Origin of the sequence: Tychonema sp. LEGE 07196, assembly GCF_963890365.1 — a bacterium.
Taxonomy (GTDB): domain Bacteria; phylum Cyanobacteriota; class Cyanobacteriia; order Cyanobacteriales; family Microcoleaceae; genus Microcoleus.
The window spans coordinates 12700-29523 of sequence record NZ_CAWPRX010000047.1; the positions used below are offsets into that span (position 1 = coordinate 12700).

Here is a 16824-nt window from a genome sequence, read left to right on the forward strand (position 1 = left end):
AAAAGCCCGTCGTTAGGTTGACAGTAGATTGATACAAGAAGGAAGATGGAACAAAAAACGGACAATCCTCCATCTCATACCAATTTTTATTAACAATCGTCGTAGTTGTGTGCGCCGGATACGGCAATGCCTTTTCCCTGCTTGGCTGAGCGTTTGGCGGGAAGTGCGCGCCCTGGGTTGAAAGGTTTTGCGTTTTGGGAGCAAAAAAAACCTTCCGGTCAAGAACCAGAAGGAAGGAGGTGTTTGATCTCAAGTACAACAAAGTCTTTAATCCCAATTGTGGCGACACGGGGCGATCGCCCGCATCTGTCTAATGGCTGAAAGTATTTGCACAGTTGCTATCATTGAATCGCTGTTTTTAAGCTCTTGCAGAATTCGCCTACCGCTGCTAAACCCTCTTCTGGAGTGCCTTGGGCCAAGCGTTTAACAAAAGCACTGCCAACAATCACAGCGTCTGCACCCCATTCTTTGACTTGTCGAGCGTGTTCCGGTGTCGAGATACCAAAACCGACACCGATGGGTTTGTCGGTGATGCTGCGAATTTCTTGCAGCAACTCTTTTGCTCGCGTTTCTAAGCCTTCGCGCACTCCCGTAACCCCGGTTACGCTGACTAAGTAAATAAATCCTTGAGACTGGCGGGCGATCGCTTCTATGCGATTTTTGGGACTTGTCGGAGCAACTAATAATGTTAGTTCAATCCCTAATTTGTTGGCAGGTTGGATGAGACTGTCGGCTTCTTCTAAGGGCAAATCGGGTACAACCAATCCCTGAACTCCAGCACTTTTGATTTGCTGCAAGAAGGTTTCTATACCTCTGTACAAAATCGGGTTGTAGTAGGTGAATAGAATAATGGGCGATCGCAAATTTGGACTAACTTTGGCTACCATTTCCAGCACCGGATCTAACCGCGTTCCCCGCTGCAGGGCCCTAGTAGCGGCGGCTTGAATCACCGGCCCGTCAGCTAGCGGGTCAGAATAGGGAACACCAAGCTCGATCGCGTCAGCACCGCTATCATCCAAAACTTGCAGTGCTTTAGCCGTTGTCTCCAAATCTGGGTCGCCAGCAGTAATAAAAGGAATTAATGCACATTTGTTGCTCTTACGCAACGTTTCAAAACAATTAGAAATAGTCATTAGTTATTAGTCATTGGTCATTGGTCATTAGTCATCAGTCAATAGTCATTGGTCAATAGTCATTAGTCATCAGTGCTGTCATCGCTCGCGAACCTTGTCATTAGTGCGAGATTAAGAACTCGCTTTCCATCCTCAATCATTAGTCATCAGTCGTCAGTTGCCCGAAGCGAGCGACATCCTCGCACGCCTAAAAAACACTAATAACTAATGACTGTTGACTAATGACTATTGACTAATTATCTTTTTCCTGCTCAATTTCGGCTTGAAGTTTGGCTAACTCTTCAGGAGTGAGTGCATCAAGCTGCTTCTGCAAGACAGCATCTTTGTACTCTTTCAGTTGCTCGCTGTAGGTCATACTTTGAGTCAGGGCTCGAAATAAATAAGTCACCAGCCAGCCAATCAAGCCAGCAACCAAAAATAACTGACTCCAAATCCCTGCATTCATGCTGTCGAGTCCGGCGAATTGCAGTAGCAAGTAGACTATGCCACCTGCTACAAAAAAGCCGAGACTGATTCCAATTACGTCAATACGTCGCATTTAGGCTTCTATCTGCCGCCGTTTGGGGCGAAAATTCAAAAAGGGAGCTAGGAGAAACATACCGGGGAAGAAGAAGAACATCAAGAAGTACATGAAGCCGCGCTCAAAAGAGGTTGCCACGTACCAGCGGCTGTTCAGGTAAGCGTAGGTGGCGGCGGGTACTACGAGGAGGTAGGCTCCTGCTAACACGGCGTAAAGAAGCAAGGTAATATACATAGATTTGCTTTAGGGGAATAATAACAACGGTAAGGGGGCACAGACGCTCCGCTAGCTGGTTAACTATTGTACCCCTTGGCGAGATGCAGCGCGAGTTTTGAGAATTTTTAGATTAGGGGTTGCGTAAATTGGGGTTTTGGTTGTAGAATAAAAGGCTGTTGCTGTCAGTGAATCAAATCCACAGCAATTTGACTAAAGGGGGGTGTGGCGGAATGGTAGACGCTACGGACTTAAAATCCGTTGACCCGAAACGGTCGTGTGGGTTCAAGTCCCTCCACCCCCATCAAATTTAGGTTGAAAGTGCGATACACACCGATTCTCGACTTGTGAAAAAAATCGTGAATTTGTGTGTATCGTGTTTTAGGCAGCCACAAGCAAAGCAATCACAAATTCCGTACCCTGTCCGATTTGGGGATGGATCTCAATTTTGCCTTGATGCTGGGCAAGAATTGCAGAGGAAAGGGATAAAAAATTTTACGTGGCAATTAGTATTTTCGCTTAATTCGGGGCTGTGGGCCCAACTATGGGCTGACCTTGTTTTTCGGTTTCTGCCAGTTCTAGGTTCAATTCCAGCAGTTTTGCTAAAATATCGTCGCTGTCAGTAAATCCGTAAGCTGCATTACATTCGCGATCGAGCGCTTCATGGAGTTTATAAAGTTGACTTGTTGGTTCTTCAAAAAATTTATTGTAAAGTTGAGTAATTCCCCACTGTTTGACTAGCGTTTGTTGAGTGCGGTAAAGTGAAGTAGTAATACCATTTTTCTAAAGATGTGCTATGGATGAAGTCTTAGCCCCCCCCTTAATAAGGGGGGGGTAATATCTAGCGCTACTTTATAAAATTGGTATAAGATGAAGCGCCATAGCCTTTCTCATTCCTAAACATTTTCCGTTTTAATACTGTAACAACAGGTTTTAATCATGGTAAAGTCTCAGTATGAGGGATATTCCGCCGACGAGCAACACACAGTCGCACGCGGAGAGAACTTTGGAACTGCCAAAGTGTATGCACAAAATGCACAGTCATTGCTCAACAAAGCGACTGGATTTATCAGCGCTTACGATTTCACGCTGAATCCTTATCGCGGCTGTCAGTACGGATGCAGTTATTGTTATGCTGCTGCTTTTAGCCCTAATTCACAGATGCGCCAGGATTGGGGGAATTGGGTAATTATAAAGCAAAATGCAGCGGAAATTTTAAAGAAAGATTTGCATATTTGGTACAAGAAAAACCCCGAACGACCACCTAGCATTTACATGAGTAGTGTCACAGATCCGTATCAGCCCATTGAATCTAAAAAACTATTAACTAGGTACTTGTTACCAGTGATGCTTCCCTATCAGCCGACGCTGGTTATCCAAACTCGCAGTCCTATGATAACTAGAGATATCGATATTTTACAGCAATTTCAGCGGTTGCGAATTAACATGAGCATTCCCACTGGTAGCGAAAAAGTGAGGAAAGATTTTGAACCAAAATCGCCGAGTATTCCTGCAAGACTCAAAGCTATGGCAAAATTAAGAGATAGTTTTCCTTACCGAGAAAATTGCGAAGTCAGATTTTCTATAACTGTGACGCCACTACTTCCTACATTACCGGAAGATGAAGCTAATTTTATTAGCAAGCTGGAAGTTGTAGATCGAGTGGTGATTCAGGATTTTCATGCCAGCAACGGGCGATCGCTAATTGCGTCAACTCGCGAGGAAGCATTAGCTCTCAAACAAAAATACGCTTGGTGGTACAATAGCGAACAAGACAGTTATCGCAAGTTTAAAAATAAATTAATTGCGATGCTCCCGGATGTTGAAATTATGGAAGGTAAAGAGGGATTTGGCTATGAGTAATCTGCTAGTAAATTGGTGGCGTTCCCATAAGTTTAATGAAGCCGTTAAGAGTCAAAATAATCGACTTGCCAAACAACTGTTAAAACAAATAGAAAATTCCGGGGCAAAACTCTCATGGCAGCAGAAGCTATTTAAAGAACGTCTACAGCTTGAGAAGTTATTGCAGAAAAAAAATGACCGGATCAAAGAAGGCGATCGGCATTTAGCAGAATTAGAAATACAACTAAGCTTCGGGCAACTTGACGATTCTCTGGCGCGGATGGATGAATCAACCTTGTTTCCCGACACAAAGTTGATTGAATATATTTCCAAAGCTTTCAAGTTGATAGAATGTGATGCAAGTATGATTCAATGCACTGGCATTGATGAGAAAGTTTTTAATAAGTTTGAACAACATCTGGCGGGCTTTATCAAGAACGAAATTAATAAGTTAACCCGCGAAAAAACCAATATTGATTATTTACTTAAACAAGCTGTTGACGACATACAAAAACTGAAAGAAGGACAAGATCCTCAATACAGTTTTGAGCTAAGTCCTCACATCTATTTAATGAGATATTTCCTAGATAACGTCTATTGTGCATATCTAGCTTGGTTCCTGGTTTACAAAGCAGGGTTGTTGCCAACTAAACTTAATATCCTCGATATTGCGGCGGGGCCGGGTACTGTTGCTTACGGACTTGGTTTGTTGCTACAAAGCAGTAGCGACTTTTTTTCAATGCCACCAATGCACATATCCTACTACTCTCTGGAACAGCAAAAAGCTTTTCAATATCGCGGACTCCAGTTTTGGCGGCAGTACATGGAACCCCAGGCGATGAATGCTTACTTTCGTTTTGACACTTCTAGTATCTTTGATGGGGAAAATCAATCTAAAAGACTGCCCAAAAAATTTTTTGATTTTATAGTGATTTCTCACTGTTTTTTTAACGATGAGGAGAGAAGAGAAAAATCCCTTCAAATTTACAAGGATATATTTACAAGCACCCTGAATGATTCGGGTTGCGTTTTGCTAATTATTCAAGAAAAAAAGTTGCTGATACCGTACAATGTTAGTCGAGTTGATGATTGCCAACAAGAGCTAAGTGTAGTACAACAATTTGTTGATGAGCTGGGCTTAAACTTAGTTTGGTATAAATATTTAAGTTCAACTGGTATCAGGACATCCCATCCTAATTATGCAAAGTTTGCTAGAAAAAATCTACCTGTCAAGGAATTTATTAGTCCACTTTTTCGCCAGCACTTTAAGTTACATTATGACTCCAATTATGCACTTGATGACTATGTGATATTGGCAAAAAAATGAGGAATGTACATCTTAAAAAACTTGAGAGACGTTTCAAATTTAACACTTAATTATAAAAATCTGTGATTCAAAACTCGACTGAAAAACCTACAAATAACATTCAAACTGGATGGCACGGCAGCCTCAATTTAGTCTACGCCAACCGCAGCGGCGCAACTCAAATCATCCACAATCAAATGCAAGCGCCCCTCAAGGTGCAGCGCCCGTTTTATCCTGAAGGGAAAGAGGTTTGTCACAGCGTCATTTTGCACACGGCTGGGGGAGTTGTCGGGGGCGATCGCCTTTCCAGCAATTTTCACCTCCAACCCAACACCAAAGCCTTGATTACCAGCGCCGCTGCTAGTAAAATCTATCGCAGCAGCGGACTAAAATCACAACAAAATATCGATATCAAACTAGAATCTGGCGCTAATTTAGAATGGCTACCGCAGGAAACAATCGTTTTTGACGGCGCAATTTATCAGCAAAATATGCGGGTAGAATTAGCACCGACAGCGAGGATTTTGCTGTGGGAAATTACGCGGTTCGGACGCAGTGCTAGGGGCGAAAAGTTCTTATCGGGAGAATGGATCTCGCACACCGAAGTCTGGCAACAAAACAGCCCTCTGTGGATTGACAGACAATTGCTCAAAGGTGGCTCAGAAATGCTCGAAAGTCCTCACGGTTTAGCAGGAAAACCCGTAGTTGCTACCCTCGCTTGGATCGGCGAACCAGTTACTACAGAAATAGTAAAAAAAGTGCGAAATTTACCCTCTGAGGCAACAATTTATCCGGGTAATTCCACCGTCGGCGTGACTCGTATTCCTAACGGTTTGCTGTGCCGATATCGCGGTTCATCAACCACCGCAGCGAGAGACTGGTTTGTCAGCATTTGGCACTTGCTGCGCTTATCTTTTTCCGAACGCCCTTGCTGTTTGCCCAGAGTTTGGATAAAATAGGATGATATTTGAGTTTCAATGTATAGTTGCCATCCTAACTAGATTATTCATCTCTCTCTTCTCTGACTCTGCGCCCTCTGCGCCCTTTGCGGTTCAATCATTCACCAACAACCGTAAACGATATCACAACCAAATAATGCGATCGCCCTTACCAGAATAAAAATGCAACTCACCCCCCAAGAAAAAGACAAACTGCTGATTTTCACCGCTGCCCTCGTAGCAGAGCGCCGGAAACAAAGAGGCTTAAAATTAAACTATCCAGAAGCACTAGCCTACATTTCCGCCGCGATTTTAGAAGGAGCTAGAGACGGCCTCACCGTCGCAGATTTAATGAGCTACGGGACAACTCTCCTGACGCGGGAAGATGTCATGGAAGGGATACCGGAAATGGTGCACGAAGTGCAGGTTGAGGCGACTTTTCCCGACGGCACTAAGTTGGTGACAGTCCACGATCCGATTCGTTAAATATTCCGCCGTAACAACTCGCAGGAGATAGATATGATTCCGGGAGAAATGATTGTTTCAGCAGGCGAAATTGAATTAAATGCAGGGCGTAAAACAGTGCGTTTGCTAGTAGGCAATACGGGCGATCGACCGATTCAAATCGGTTCCCACTATCACTTTTATGAAGCGAACGAAGCCTTGGCATTTAATCGAGAACAAGCAAAAGGAATGCGGCTGGATATCCCGGCGGGAACAGCAGTCCGATTTGAACCCGGAGATGAAAGGGAAGTGCAATTAGTACCGTTTGTCGGCAGTCGTGAAGTCTACGGCTTTAATGGGAAAGTGAACGGTAAGTTAGATGGATGAGAGACTGTTTGAGTATTATCGACAATATTGCGTGAACAATAAATAATCAAGTAAGGAGCTAATTAATATGAGTTACAGAATGGATCGTCGCGCTTACGCGGAAACTTTCGGGCCGACTGTGGGCGATCGCGTCCGGTTAGCCGATACAGAATTATTCATTGAAGTTGAACAAGACTTCACCACCTACGGAGATGAAGTTAAATTTGGCGGCGGCAAAGTTATTCGCGATGGCATGGGACAGTCGCCTATTTCTAATGCTGACGGTGCTGTTGACACGGTAATTACTAATGCTTTAATATTGGATTGGTGGGGAATTGTTAAAGCAGATGTCGGGCTTCAAGACGGCAAAATTTACAAAATTGGTAAAGCCGGAAATCCTTACATTCAAGATAGGGTTGATATTATTATCGGGCCGGGTACAGAAGTTATTGCCGGTGAAGGAATGATTCTCACGGCTGGGGGAATTGACTCTCACATTCACTTTATTTGCCCGCAACAAATAGAAGTGGCGATCGCCTCTGGAATCACGACAATGATCGGCGGCGGCACTGGCCCTGCAACGGGTACAAACGCCACAACTTGCACTCCCGGCCCTTGGCATATGTACAGAATGCTGCAAGCAGCCGACGCTTTCCCGGTGAATTTGGGATTTTTAGGTAAAGGAAATAGCAGTCAACCTCAAGGATTAGTCGAACAAATATTCGCCGGTGCAATGGGTTTGAAACTCCACGAAGATTGGGGAACTACGCCATCGACGATCGACAATTGTTTGAGTGTGGCTGACGAGTACGACGTGCAAGTTGCAATTCACACCGATACTCTCAATGAAGCGGGATTTGTGGAAGCGACAATTGCGGCTTTTAAAAATCGGGCAATCCACACTTACCACACTGAAGGTGCTGGCGGCGGACACGCACCGGATATTATTAAAGTCTGCGGCCAAGCTAATGTTTTGCCTTCGTCTACTAACCCGACTCGCCCTTACACTGTCAATACTTTGGAAGAACATTTAGATATGTTGATGGTTTGTCACCATTTGGATCGGGGGATTCCTGAAGATGTGGCTTTTGCTGAGTCGAGAATTAGAAGGGAGACAATTGCTGCTGAGGATATTTTGCACGATTTAGGTGCGTTTAGCATGATTTCTTCTGACTCGCAGGCGATGGGAAGGGTTGGGGAAGTGATTATTCGGACTTGGCAAACGGCTCATAAAATGAAGGTGCAAAGGGGGAATTTACCCCCCCTAACCCCCCCTTACCAAGGGGGGGGAATAAGAGGGATAACCCCCCCTTACCAAGGGGGGGGAACAAGAGGGATAACCCCCCCTTACCAAGGGGGGGGAACAAGAGGGATAACCCCCCCTTATCAAGGGGGGGGAACAAGAGGGATAACCCCCCCTTATCAAGGGGAAATAGAGGGGGGAAATGACAATTTTCGGGCGAAGCGGTACATTGCAAAATATACAATTAATCCGGCGATTACTCATGGAATCAGTCAGTATGTGGGTTCGGTGGAAGAGGGGAAATTGGCGGATTTGTGTTTGTGGCGGCCGGCGTTTTTTGGGGTGAAACCGGAACTGGTAATTAAGGGAGGGGCGATCGCCTACGGGCAGATGGGAGATGCTAACGCTAGCATTCCCACGCCGCAGCCGGTGCATATGCGGCCGATGTTTGGCAGCTTTGGGGGGGCGATTGGGGCGACTTGTTTGACGTTTGTAAGTCAGGCGGCGCGCGATCGAGATATTGCCGCACAGCTCGGTTTGCAAAAGCCCACTGTAGCAGTTTCGGGCACGCGGCAAATTAGTAAAATAGATATGAAACTGAACGATTATTTGCCGCAGATGGAAGTCGATCCAGAAACCTATGAAGTGAGGGCGGATGGGGAATTGTTAACTTGCGAACCGGCAACTGTTTTGCCAATGGCGCAGCGATATTTTCTGTTTTAACTGACAGAAGAGCACCATTGTCAGCAAGCTCTTAAAAACCGGGTTTATGAACTTCAGATATAGGTTTTGATGCTAAATTTGCGGTCATAAACCCGGTTTTTGCCACAGGTGCAAGATATCAGTTTTAACCGATTATACAATCATGTAGGGGCGGGTTTTACCAACAATGTTTGCCAAAAACCGACAATCTCAAAAACCAGCCCCCACACCTTCATTTTGGATTTGATTTATTGTTATAAAAATCGATCGCACGATCGAACCCTGACACACAAACCAAAAATAAAGTGCAATATTAATCCCGCTCAACAGCTTGGGGATTCCCTCCAACAAGCTCGAAACAATCTCGTTTTTTAAAGGCAGCACTTCTGCACAAAAGGCAACAAATAACAACCCAACGCCGCTCAACAGTAAAGGATAGGGAGTTAATTTAATTTGCTTCCTAAAAGCTAACCCGTATGCAATTGCCAGCACAAGGTAAAATATGACAATTGTCACTTTCGGAAAACCAGCACGTCCCAGATGAACGTGGGTGCGAAAAACTTCATTGAACAGAAAGCAACCTGCAAACATTGCCGAATATAAAATAAATCGATTTTCCGGGCGATTTGGCTGAAGAATTCTCAGCAATCCCAAGGTAAAAGCACACACCATTACTGATAAATAAAATAACATTTGAAACGCCAAGAAAAAGAAACCAGCACCCGGATACGTGGCAGAGCAAGGCGGCAAAAATAATCCTTTTACCGAGGAACCGAATAAACTCAGACACGCCGTCACTAGCCCAACTAATAGTAAGGTTAGGCTGTTGAACAAAAAAACTGTTTTATAATTTCCCATGACTCATGAGTGAAAACTACTGTCAAGCTCAGCTACTGTGGATTTAAATTGCACCTTGCAGGATGCGTCAGCTAGCTGTTTGACAGCATTGATAAACTAATCGCTGAGCCACCCTAAAAATTACCAATTCCCCTTACCAATTCCCAATTACTATCCGTGCAATTCTCCACTTGGCATAATTGTACTGCGCCACTGAGCTCCCGCTAAATTAGCAGTGGTCAAATCGGCTCTCATCAAATTTGTGCGGTGCAAAATTGCCTCCCGCAAATCTGTTCTAGCCAGGTAAGCATCAGTCAGATCGGTTTCAGTCAAATTTGCTTGATTAAAATTAGCTCGACTTAAATCTGCCCTCACCAAATTAGCTCGACTCAAATCAGCCATAACTAAATTAGCATTGCTCAATTTAACATCAGGAAGAAATGCACCGCGCAAATTAGCACCAGCCAATTCAGCATCAATTAATATAGCTCTTTCTAACTTAGCATTTGTCATAACAGCCCAAGAAAAATTTGTTTCTACCAAAGTTGCTTCAGTCAAAAATGTGCCATTTAAAATAGCTTCGCTCAAGTTCGCCTGAGTCAAATTTGCTTCCCGCAGAGATGCTTCAGTCAAATTCGCTTGACTGAGATTAGCTTTAGTCAAATCTGCACCTAGCAAATTGACGCCCCGCAAATCTGCACCTTGCAAATTTGCACTCCGCAAATTTGCACCCTCAAAAATTCGCGGCTCCTTACGCAAATTTGCACCGCGCAAGCAAGCGCCTCGCAAGTCTGTAGCTTGCAAATTGACTCCTCGCATATCTGCATCGCTCAAATTTGCATCGATAAAAATTGCTAAAGAGATGTTGGCTTTGCGAAAGTCTGCACCTTGCAAAGTCGCTCCGTGGAAGTCTGCATCGGACAAATTTGCTCCGCTCAAGTTGGCCTGATTTAAGTTAGCACCGCACAACTTGGCATTAGTTAAATTTGCGCTCTGAAGGTTAATTCTGCTCAGGTAGGACATCGTTAAGTTTGCACCCCAGAGGTCAGCACTGCTTAAATTTACGCCAATTAAATCCGCGCCGCTGAGGTATACGCCTCTGAGGTTCATACCTTGAAAATCTAGTTCTCCTGATGTATATCGCCTTAAAATTTCGCTGGCATTCATATTTGTTTTGAATCTGAGTAAAATATGCTATTACTTGAATTTTTGAATTTCAGTCTTTGTCTTGCAAACTTAGTTTTTGTGGCCGCAAACTTCTGTCGGGAGCATCTCAGTTTAGCCTTTTATAGTGCGAGCATCCCCGATCGGGGACGCTCGCAGGCTCAACAAAAAAACGCTTTTTGCCAAACTGAGATGCTTCGATTCTGTCGAGGGAATGTAATGAGTTTAATTCACAAATTCTTGAGTCCAAGCGACTGTTTTGTTACCTACCTGTCGCCCGTGAATTTTCACGCGAGTCAGATATTTTGATTTTAAAGTACACAGTTTTTTGTGAATGTATGTAGCTGTAGTCTCTTGGTTTGGTGATTCGGCAGACTCCAAAATAACGTGGAGCCAACCGTCTTTAAATCCGGCTATAGCGGTAATTCCTTTAGGCTTTAGCAATTGATTGATCAATAGGGCGATCGCCTTTGGCTTGCCTTGTTGTGCCATTTCCACAAGCTGATACTGATTTAATTTCTCTGGGGAATTTGGCGGCTCTGTTGCTGAACTGTGTTCGGCAATATTTTCCGAGGTTTCAGAAGGAGAGTACCCGCTTTCTTTTGACTCTACTTCCTTCAGGATTTCAATTAATTTGTCGGTAAATCCCTGAACTTGTTCTACATAATCTCTGAGATTTTTATATTTCAAATACAAACGTTCCTCTGGACTTTCCGTAGAAAATTTGCCGTTCAAGGCAGCTTCTAACTCGCTGAAGATCTTTTCTATTTGATCCGTTGCTGAGTTAGCGCTTTGACTGACCAATCCTGTCATTTCTTCTTCCAATCCCAACTTACGCTTGATGGAATCGCTAATATTGATAGTAACTGGAACGGTCGGATCGTAAATTTCGATAACTGTCGGGGTTTCGGAAACTGGTAAAGTTTCTACCAAGTCTTTTCCGAAATTTGCCGTAGAATTATTGCTGCTGGTTTCGGGTTGTTTAAACTTGGTATTTTCTGCCGTGTCTGGCACTAAGCAAGTCTGCTCTGGGTCATAATAATAGTGAGTGGGAGCCGCTTGAATGATGTGAGTAATATCGCCAGACTCAAAATAATCGTTGTCCCTGTCAACCGGCTCGTTTTCTTGATAAAAGCTGTTGTTTAAATGGGTTCGATCGTAATCTTCGGTAACGGAATCTTCGGCTCTATCGTGTTCTTTCTGTGGAAATTTTGCGTAACAATAATTCATCGCTTTGATAATCACGCTAGCCACTTGGTCGGATTCGTCTGTGTTGTCTAGACTGCCGGCCGTTCTGTACAACTGAGATTCGAGTTCGGGCAGGCTGCTGCAGACTTTAAACAGTTGTCGCAGCAGATTGTCAAGTTCTTGGCTTTTTAGCAGCATCCAGTCGCGCTCGCTAAAAGTGAACTGGTGATAAAGAGTAGAAAAAATGAGGATTTTCGCCCTCAGCGGATTTGTTTGCTGTAAAATTTTTTGTCGGACATCAAATAGATCTCCGGGGTCTCTTTCATTCAACTCCTCTGGTGGCAGTTCCGAACTAAAGTGTTCGTCAAATGCAGGTGCTTCGTAACCGCCAAAATTAGATATGTTTGTTTCTAATTTTGTGAAGTCTTGGTATTCGTAAAGCCTGCTCAGTTGGCAGACGATTTGATCTGCCATTAAAGCGTACTCGGTTTTTTTATTTACCTTGGCAACTAGACTGCTTAAAACTGCTTCAATATCTTCTAACTTGTTGTATTTAGCGCAGAGTTCTTGGATTAAACTCTTTACATCGGCGCTGGCGAGTTTGGTCGAATCGTTTTCCCAACACTCTTTACAAGCAAAAAATATAATTTTTTTTATGCGCGAGAGATTGATGTCTTGTTCTAATTCGCGAACAACTTCATCTAAAATAGATAAAGCTTGCATAGTTTTCCTCTCCAAAAAATACCCTGTCAGTCGATTTGAGCTTTGAGATTTGAGATTTGAGATTTACTTGCATTGCCAGTGATTCACCGGCACCCCAACTTGAGTCTAAAATTTTAGGAGTTCCACGACTATCCTGCGGGGGCTGCCGTTTTTGGGCGGGTCAAGATGCAGTGGATTTTCCATTTTAGATTTTTCGACTTGGCGAGCGTACAAGTTTGAGATTTTGGATTGACTTGCAGCTTTGCGAATCACCGGATTTCAGCAAGGGTCTAAAATTTTGCGATAATTCACTACTTATAGCAGTTCTCACTCTCGATGAGGTATCGATAGATCCCTCAATCTAAAATCTCAAATCTAAGCCTTTTGCTCACCTTTTTGAAATAGGCTATAAGTCGGGGCTTGTACTTGTTTCTTGCGGGTCAGCAATAAATAATACAATTATACCACATTTGATAAATGCAAGACTTTGATGCGATCGTAATTGGTAGCGGTATTGGCGGCTTAGTCGCAGGCTCGATGCTTTCTCGCTACGGGAAGCGGGTACTCGTCTGCGAGAGCCACACCATAGCGGGCGGGGCGGCTCACAGCTTTTGGCGCGGGGGATTTCACTTTGATTCTGGGCCTTCTTTTTATTGCGGTTTGAGCGATTCGCAGTCGCTCAATCCTTTGTCGCAAGTCTTGAATGTGTTGGAGGAATCGATCGCAGTAATTGCCTACGATCCGCTGGGCCATTACCATTTCCCTGAAGGAAGTTTGCCAGTTTATGCTAATGCGAGAAATTACTTAGATGCTGTAGCTCAATTCACACCGCAAGGCGCTATAGAATTGCAGCAATTTCAACAAAATCTATTAGTTGTGTATGACGCTTTGCGTGGAATTCCGGCTTTGGCGCTGAGATCGGACTGGCAGTTGATACCTGTGTTGCTGTCTCGGTACTCGCCTGCTTTGCTGAAGCTGTTACCGTCCGCCGGGGCGATCGGCAGTTCGGCTGGTACATTAATGGATAGAGACGTGCGCGATCCTTGGGTGCGGCGTTTGATAGATTTGGAATGCTTTTTGCTGTCGGGCTTGAAAGCCCACGAAACTGTCGCGCCAGAAATTGCTTTTATGATTGGCGAACGATCGCGAGTGGCGATCGAATATCCTGTAGGAGGCAGCGGTGCGATCGTCGATGCCTTAGTTCGAGGCTTGCAGCGGTGGGGAGGAAAATTGCGATTGGGAACACCAGTCGAGCAAATATTAGTTGAATCCGGCAAAACCACGGGCATTCGCTTGAAAAACGGCGAAATTATCCGCGCCCCAATTGTCATTTCAAATGCCACCGTTTGGGATACTTATACAAAGTTACTGCGGCCTGAAGATTTGCCAGGGAACTACCGAAAAACGGCTTTGTCGGTGCCAGCAATAAACAGTTTTATGCACCTGCATTTAGGCATTAAAGCCGACAAACTCGAAGGATTGACCGGCCACCACGTCGTCGTTCACGACAGTACAATTGACATTACAGTACCCGGAAATACCTGCATGATTTCAATTCCGACAGTGTGGGATAAAACTCTAGCGCCGCCCGGACATCATGCCATTCACGCTTATACATTGGAACCTTACGCAGGTTGGGAATACGGCGGCGGTTATCAGGAAAAGAAACAAGGGCGATCGCAATCTCTGTTCAAAGCTTTAGAAAAAATTATACCGGATTTGCGATCGCGAATAGTCTTAGAGTCGATCGGCACACCGCTAACCCACGCCCGATATTTGCGCCGATATCAAGGAACCTACGGGCCTGCAATCGCCGCCGGAAAAGGCACATTTCCCGGGCCGCAAACCCCAGTCAAAGGCTTGTATCGGGTGGGAGACAGCACCATGCCGGGAATTGGCGTTCCCGCCGTCGCAGCATCGGGTATTTTGTGCGCCAACACCCTGGTAAATTCCGATATTACTGCACAATTTTTGTAAACTAGCAGCAACAAATTTGTAGTGAAGACTTTAGTCCTCTTTAAAATTATCAGAGGACTAAAATCTGCAGGATCGAACACTTTATCCACCAGCGGCAAAACTGCCCATAATTGCGATCGACAAAGCCAAACCTGGCAACAGCAGCACTACTAACATCAAAGCATCGTGCGAACTCATAACTTTCTCCTGATACCAACGTTCGACATCCTATCACAAGCGCCCAGATTTCGCCACGTCCTTAACAATTAAAACCGACATATAGATTCAGGATTGACAGGACAAATCTTATTCACAATCGGATTTCCGCGCAAGTCAAGCGCCGTCAACCTTTGCAAATATTGCAGCCAACCGATTTCAGAAATTTGATTATTGTACAAATCGAGCAAAAATAAATTATTCAAAGCTTGTAGCGCCCCAGCCTCCGAAATCCGATTGTTGAACAGATAAAGTTGAGTCAAATTAGTTAACGATTTCAGCGGACTGATGTCTGATATTTGATTGTTACCTAGGTTTAGTTCAACTAAAGCAGTTAAATCTGCCAAAGGACTAATATCAGATATTTGATTTTGGAATAAAACTAATCTTTTTAAATTAGTTAAAGCTTGTAGCGGAGTTAAATCAGATACTTTATTCTCGAACAAAAATAGCGTGTGTAGATTTTTCAAAGAAGCCAGCGGGCTGATGTCTGAGATTTTGTTTTGGTAAAGATAGAGGATTTTGAGTTCAGTTAAATTTGCTAAAGGAGCGAGATTATTAATTTGATTTGTGTAGATAATTAGCGTTTTTAACTTAGTTAAATTTTCCAAGGAACTGATATCGGATATTTGATTGTCAAACAAGACAAGTTCCGTAAGATTAGTTAAAGCAGCTAGGGGAGTGATGTCTGATATTTGATTGGTATCTAGAACGAGTCTAGTCAGATTAGTAAGAGATGAAAGTGCGCTGATATCTGATATATGATTGACATCCATTACCAGAGTTTTCAGTTTAGTTAAAAATTGCAGGGGAGTGATGTCAGATATTTGATTGCTGTCGAGTATGAGACTCGTAAGTTGAGTGAAAGATGAAAGGGGACTGATATCGGTAATTTGAAGTTGTTTGAGGTTGAGTTCTGTTATACTAGAAAGCAGTTCGTTAGCTCGATCGCATTCGGCAGTATCTGATATTTGCAACAGTATATCTACGGTATGTTTCGCACCGGGAGAAAGATTTTCTTTATGCTTGCACCAATCAGGAAAATTACTATAAGTTGTTGTCATGAAATTTGATATAGCAATCCTTGCAGGAGTCGTCAATATTTTTACCCCACCCCAACCCTCCCCGCGAGTTCGGGGAGGGAGTAAGAAATTCACAAATGATTTAGGATTGCTATATAGCCTTTCTGAGAAAGATGAGGTACTATCCGGGATAGGGCATAGGGGATAGGGCATAGGGAATAGGGCATAGGGGATACTTCACCACGCTTGAGAACCGCTAGATTTCGGATTTTAGATGTCATTCCTAAACGCATCAGCACCTTCCAAATATAGTTTTCTAAGGTTCGTAGTGCGGTTAATCGATCGCACATGACATAAGTCTTAGATTTGGGATCAGTATAGCAACTATTTTTAATTTGTGAATTAAATTTTTGGCATATTTTGATAATTTTTAGCAAAAATTGTGTAAAGTAATCTTAACAGTCTTGATTCTATCGCATTTTGCAGGAGCAAATACCAAACTATGACACCAGAACTAATTTTCGATGCGGGTAATCTGTTTGTTTTACCTTTTTGGGCAATTATGATTTTATTACCCAACTGGGGAATTACCAGAAAAGTAATGAATTCCTTTATTCCGTTTGTGGTGCTCGCCCTCTTGTACATATATTTATTTGGTAGCAGTCTGACGGCGGAAAATGCGGCGGCTTTGTCCAATCCAAAACTAGCAGATATTGCTAAATTTTTGGGAGAAGAAACGGCGGCGGCTACGGGATGGATTCATTTTTTAGTGATGGATTTGTTTGTCGGGCGATGGATTTATTTGGAAGGACAGCGGACAGGAGTTTGGACGGTTCATTCTTTGGCTTTGTGTTTGTTTGCAGGGCCGATGGGATTGCTTTCCCATATTGTAACTGCTTGGATTACTGCCAAGTTTTTTCCGAATTCTGAGGCGGCGGCAAGTGTTATATCAAATCCGTTAGCATCGGAATAGTAAATTCAGGCGTTGACTGTTGACTGTTGACTGTTAACAGTCAACTTCATGAGGATTGC

16 protein-coding genes and 1 tRNA gene are annotated in these 16824 nt (G+C 43.7%); 10 read left to right on the forward strand and 7 right to left on the reverse strand.

Features of this window, described 5'->3' with window-relative positions; genetic code table 11:
* Nucleotides 1–126: 126 nt before the first annotated feature.
* Nucleotides 127–321 carry a hypothetical protein gene (locus AACV78_RS06060; RefSeq protein ID WP_194012151.1) on the forward strand — a complete coding sequence of 65 codons (195 nt, stop codon included), beginning with the start codon at nucleotides 127–129 and terminating at the stop codon, nucleotides 319–321.
* Between the two features lie 20 nt (nucleotides 322–341).
* Here the strand turns inward: AACV78_RS06060 and trpA are convergent, their stop codons facing one another.
* The 3 genes from trpA to ndhL form a co-directional block, all read right to left on the reverse strand.
* Nucleotides 342–1133, reverse strand: a complete 792-nt coding sequence (gene trpA, locus AACV78_RS06065; protein WP_194012152.1) for a tryptophan synthase subunit alpha — start codon at nucleotides 1131–1133, stop codon at nucleotides 342–344.
* 232 nt (nucleotides 1134–1365) lie between these two features.
* A complete protein-coding gene (locus AACV78_RS06070; protein WP_194012153.1) occupies nucleotides 1366–1671 on the reverse strand; it encodes a DUF3007 family protein in 306 nt (101 codons plus the stop codon).
* A complete protein-coding gene (gene ndhL / locus AACV78_RS06075; RefSeq protein WP_193972727.1) occupies nucleotides 1672–1887 on the reverse strand; it encodes an NAD(P)H-quinone oxidoreductase subunit L in 216 nt (71 codons plus the stop codon).
* A 198-nt stretch (nucleotides 1888–2085) separates the two neighbouring features.
* Between ndhL and AACV78_RS06080 the strand changes: the two genes are divergently transcribed.
* From AACV78_RS06080 to ureC, 7 genes are all read left to right on the forward strand, one after another.
* Nucleotides 2086–2170: transfer RNA gene (locus tag AACV78_RS06080), tRNA-Leu, on the forward strand.
* Between the two features lie 635 nt (nucleotides 2171–2805).
* Complete coding sequence (locus AACV78_RS06085; protein WP_194012154.1) at nucleotides 2806–3729, forward strand: SPL family radical SAM protein; 924 nt, start codon at nucleotides 2806–2808, stop codon at nucleotides 3727–3729.
* Complete coding sequence (locus tag AACV78_RS06090) at nucleotides 3722–5035, forward strand: photosystem II assembly protein (protein ID WP_194012155.1); 1314 nt, start codon at nucleotides 3722–3724, stop codon at nucleotides 5033–5035. The genes AACV78_RS06085 and AACV78_RS06090 overlap by 8 nt, the downstream gene beginning before the upstream one ends.
* 62 nt (nucleotides 5036–5097) lie before the next feature.
* Nucleotides 5098–5973 (forward strand): urease accessory protein UreD, encoded by an 876-nt coding sequence (locus AACV78_RS06095; protein ID WP_194012156.1) that lies wholly within the window; start codon nucleotides 5098–5100, stop codon nucleotides 5971–5973.
* Nucleotides 5974–6135: 162 nt separating this feature from the next.
* A complete protein-coding gene (gene ureA / locus AACV78_RS06100; RefSeq protein ID WP_015179363.1) occupies nucleotides 6136–6438 on the forward strand; it encodes an urease subunit gamma in 303 nt (100 codons plus the stop codon).
* Between the two features lie 33 nt (nucleotides 6439–6471).
* A complete protein-coding gene (locus tag AACV78_RS06105; RefSeq protein WP_194012157.1) occupies nucleotides 6472–6783 on the forward strand; it encodes an urease subunit beta in 312 nt (103 codons plus the stop codon).
* A 67-nt stretch (nucleotides 6784–6850) separates the two neighbouring features.
* Nucleotides 6851–8728, forward strand: coding sequence for an urease subunit alpha (ureC, locus tag AACV78_RS06110; protein ID WP_194074275.1), 1878 nt, complete (start codon nucleotides 6851–6853; stop codon nucleotides 8726–8728).
* Nucleotides 8729–8917: 189 nt separating this feature from the next.
* On the opposite strand, the gene AACV78_RS06115 is transcribed toward ureC, so the two are convergent.
* From AACV78_RS06115 to AACV78_RS06125, 3 genes are all read right to left on the reverse strand, one after another.
* Complete coding sequence (locus tag AACV78_RS06115; protein ID WP_194012844.1) at nucleotides 8918–9565, reverse strand: hypothetical protein; 648 nt, start codon at nucleotides 9563–9565, stop codon at nucleotides 8918–8920.
* A 150-nt stretch (nucleotides 9566–9715) separates the two neighbouring features.
* Nucleotides 9716–10711 (reverse strand): pentapeptide repeat-containing protein, encoded by a 996-nt coding sequence (locus tag AACV78_RS06120; RefSeq protein WP_194012843.1) that lies wholly within the window; start codon nucleotides 10709–10711, stop codon nucleotides 9716–9718.
* 222 nt (nucleotides 10712–10933) lie between these two features.
* Nucleotides 10934–12619, reverse strand: a complete 1686-nt coding sequence (locus AACV78_RS06125; protein WP_194012842.1) for a hypothetical protein — start codon at nucleotides 12617–12619, stop codon at nucleotides 10934–10936.
* Nucleotides 12620–13075: 456 nt separating this feature from the next.
* On the opposite strand from AACV78_RS06125, the gene AACV78_RS06130 reads away from it, so the two are divergent.
* Nucleotides 13076–14575 (forward strand): phytoene desaturase family protein, encoded by a 1500-nt coding sequence (locus AACV78_RS06130; protein WP_194012841.1) that lies wholly within the window; start codon nucleotides 13076–13078, stop codon nucleotides 14573–14575.
* A 245-nt stretch (nucleotides 14576–14820) separates the two neighbouring features.
* On the opposite strand, the gene AACV78_RS06135 is transcribed toward AACV78_RS06130, so the two are convergent.
* On the reverse strand, nucleotides 14821–15834 hold the full coding sequence (locus AACV78_RS06135) for a leucine-rich repeat domain-containing protein (RefSeq protein ID WP_194012840.1): 1014 nt from the start codon (nucleotides 15832–15834) through the stop codon (nucleotides 14821–14823).
* Between the two features lie 460 nt (nucleotides 15835–16294).
* Here AACV78_RS06135 and AACV78_RS06140 point away from each other — a divergent pair, with 460 nt between their 5' ends.
* Nucleotides 16295–16765, forward strand: a complete 471-nt coding sequence (locus tag AACV78_RS06140; protein ID WP_194011248.1) for an ABA4-like family protein — start codon at nucleotides 16295–16297, stop codon at nucleotides 16763–16765.
* Nucleotides 16766–16824 lie beyond the last annotated feature (59 nt).

Excerpts from the sequence above, each read along its gene's own strand:
- AACV78_RS06085 (WP_194012154.1), top strand. The coding sequence starts at position 2,806 with ATGGTAAAGTCTCAGTATGAGGGATATTCCGCCGACGAGCAACACACA.
- AACV78_RS06105 (WP_194012157.1), top strand. The coding sequence starts at position 6,472 with ATGATTCCGGGAGAAATGATTGTTTCAGCAGGCGAAATTGAATTAAAT.
- trpA (WP_194012152.1), bottom strand. The coding sequence starts at position 1,133 with ATGACTATTTCTAATTGTTTTGAAACGTTGCGTAAGAGCAACAAATGT.
- ndhL (WP_193972727.1), bottom strand. The coding sequence starts at position 1,887 with ATGTATATTACCTTGCTTCTTTACGCCGTGTTAGCAGGAGCCTACCTC.
- AACV78_RS06120 (WP_194012843.1), bottom strand. The coding sequence starts at position 10,711 with ATGAATGCCAGCGAAATTTTAAGGCGATATACATCAGGAGAACTAGAT.
- AACV78_RS06090 (WP_194012155.1), top strand. The coding sequence starts at position 3,722 with ATGAGTAATCTGCTAGTAAATTGGTGGCGTTCCCATAAGTTTAATGAA.
- ureC (WP_194074275.1), top strand. The coding sequence starts at position 6,851 with ATGAGTTACAGAATGGATCGTCGCGCTTACGCGGAAACTTTCGGGCCG.
- ureA (WP_015179363.1), top strand. The coding sequence starts at position 6,136 with ATGCAACTCACCCCCCAAGAAAAAGACAAACTGCTGATTTTCACCGCT.
- AACV78_RS06070 (WP_194012153.1), bottom strand. The coding sequence starts at position 1,671 with ATGCGACGTATTGACGTAATTGGAATCAGTCTCGGCTTTTTTGTAGCA.
- AACV78_RS06125 (WP_194012842.1), bottom strand. The coding sequence starts at position 12,619 with ATGCAAGCTTTATCTATTTTAGATGAAGTTGTTCGCGAATTAGAACAA.
- AACV78_RS06135 (WP_194012840.1), bottom strand. The coding sequence starts at position 15,834 with ATGACAACAACTTATAGTAATTTTCCTGATTGGTGCAAGCATAAAGAA.
- AACV78_RS06130 (WP_194012841.1), top strand. The coding sequence starts at position 13,076 with ATGCAAGACTTTGATGCGATCGTAATTGGTAGCGGTATTGGCGGCTTA.
- AACV78_RS06060 (WP_194012151.1), top strand. The coding sequence starts at position 127 with ATGCCTTTTCCCTGCTTGGCTGAGCGTTTGGCGGGAAGTGCGCGCCCT.
- AACV78_RS06115 (WP_194012844.1), bottom strand. The coding sequence starts at position 9,565 with ATGGGAAATTATAAAACAGTTTTTTTGTTCAACAGCCTAACCTTACTA.
- AACV78_RS06140 (WP_194011248.1), top strand. The coding sequence starts at position 16,295 with ATGACACCAGAACTAATTTTCGATGCGGGTAATCTGTTTGTTTTACCT.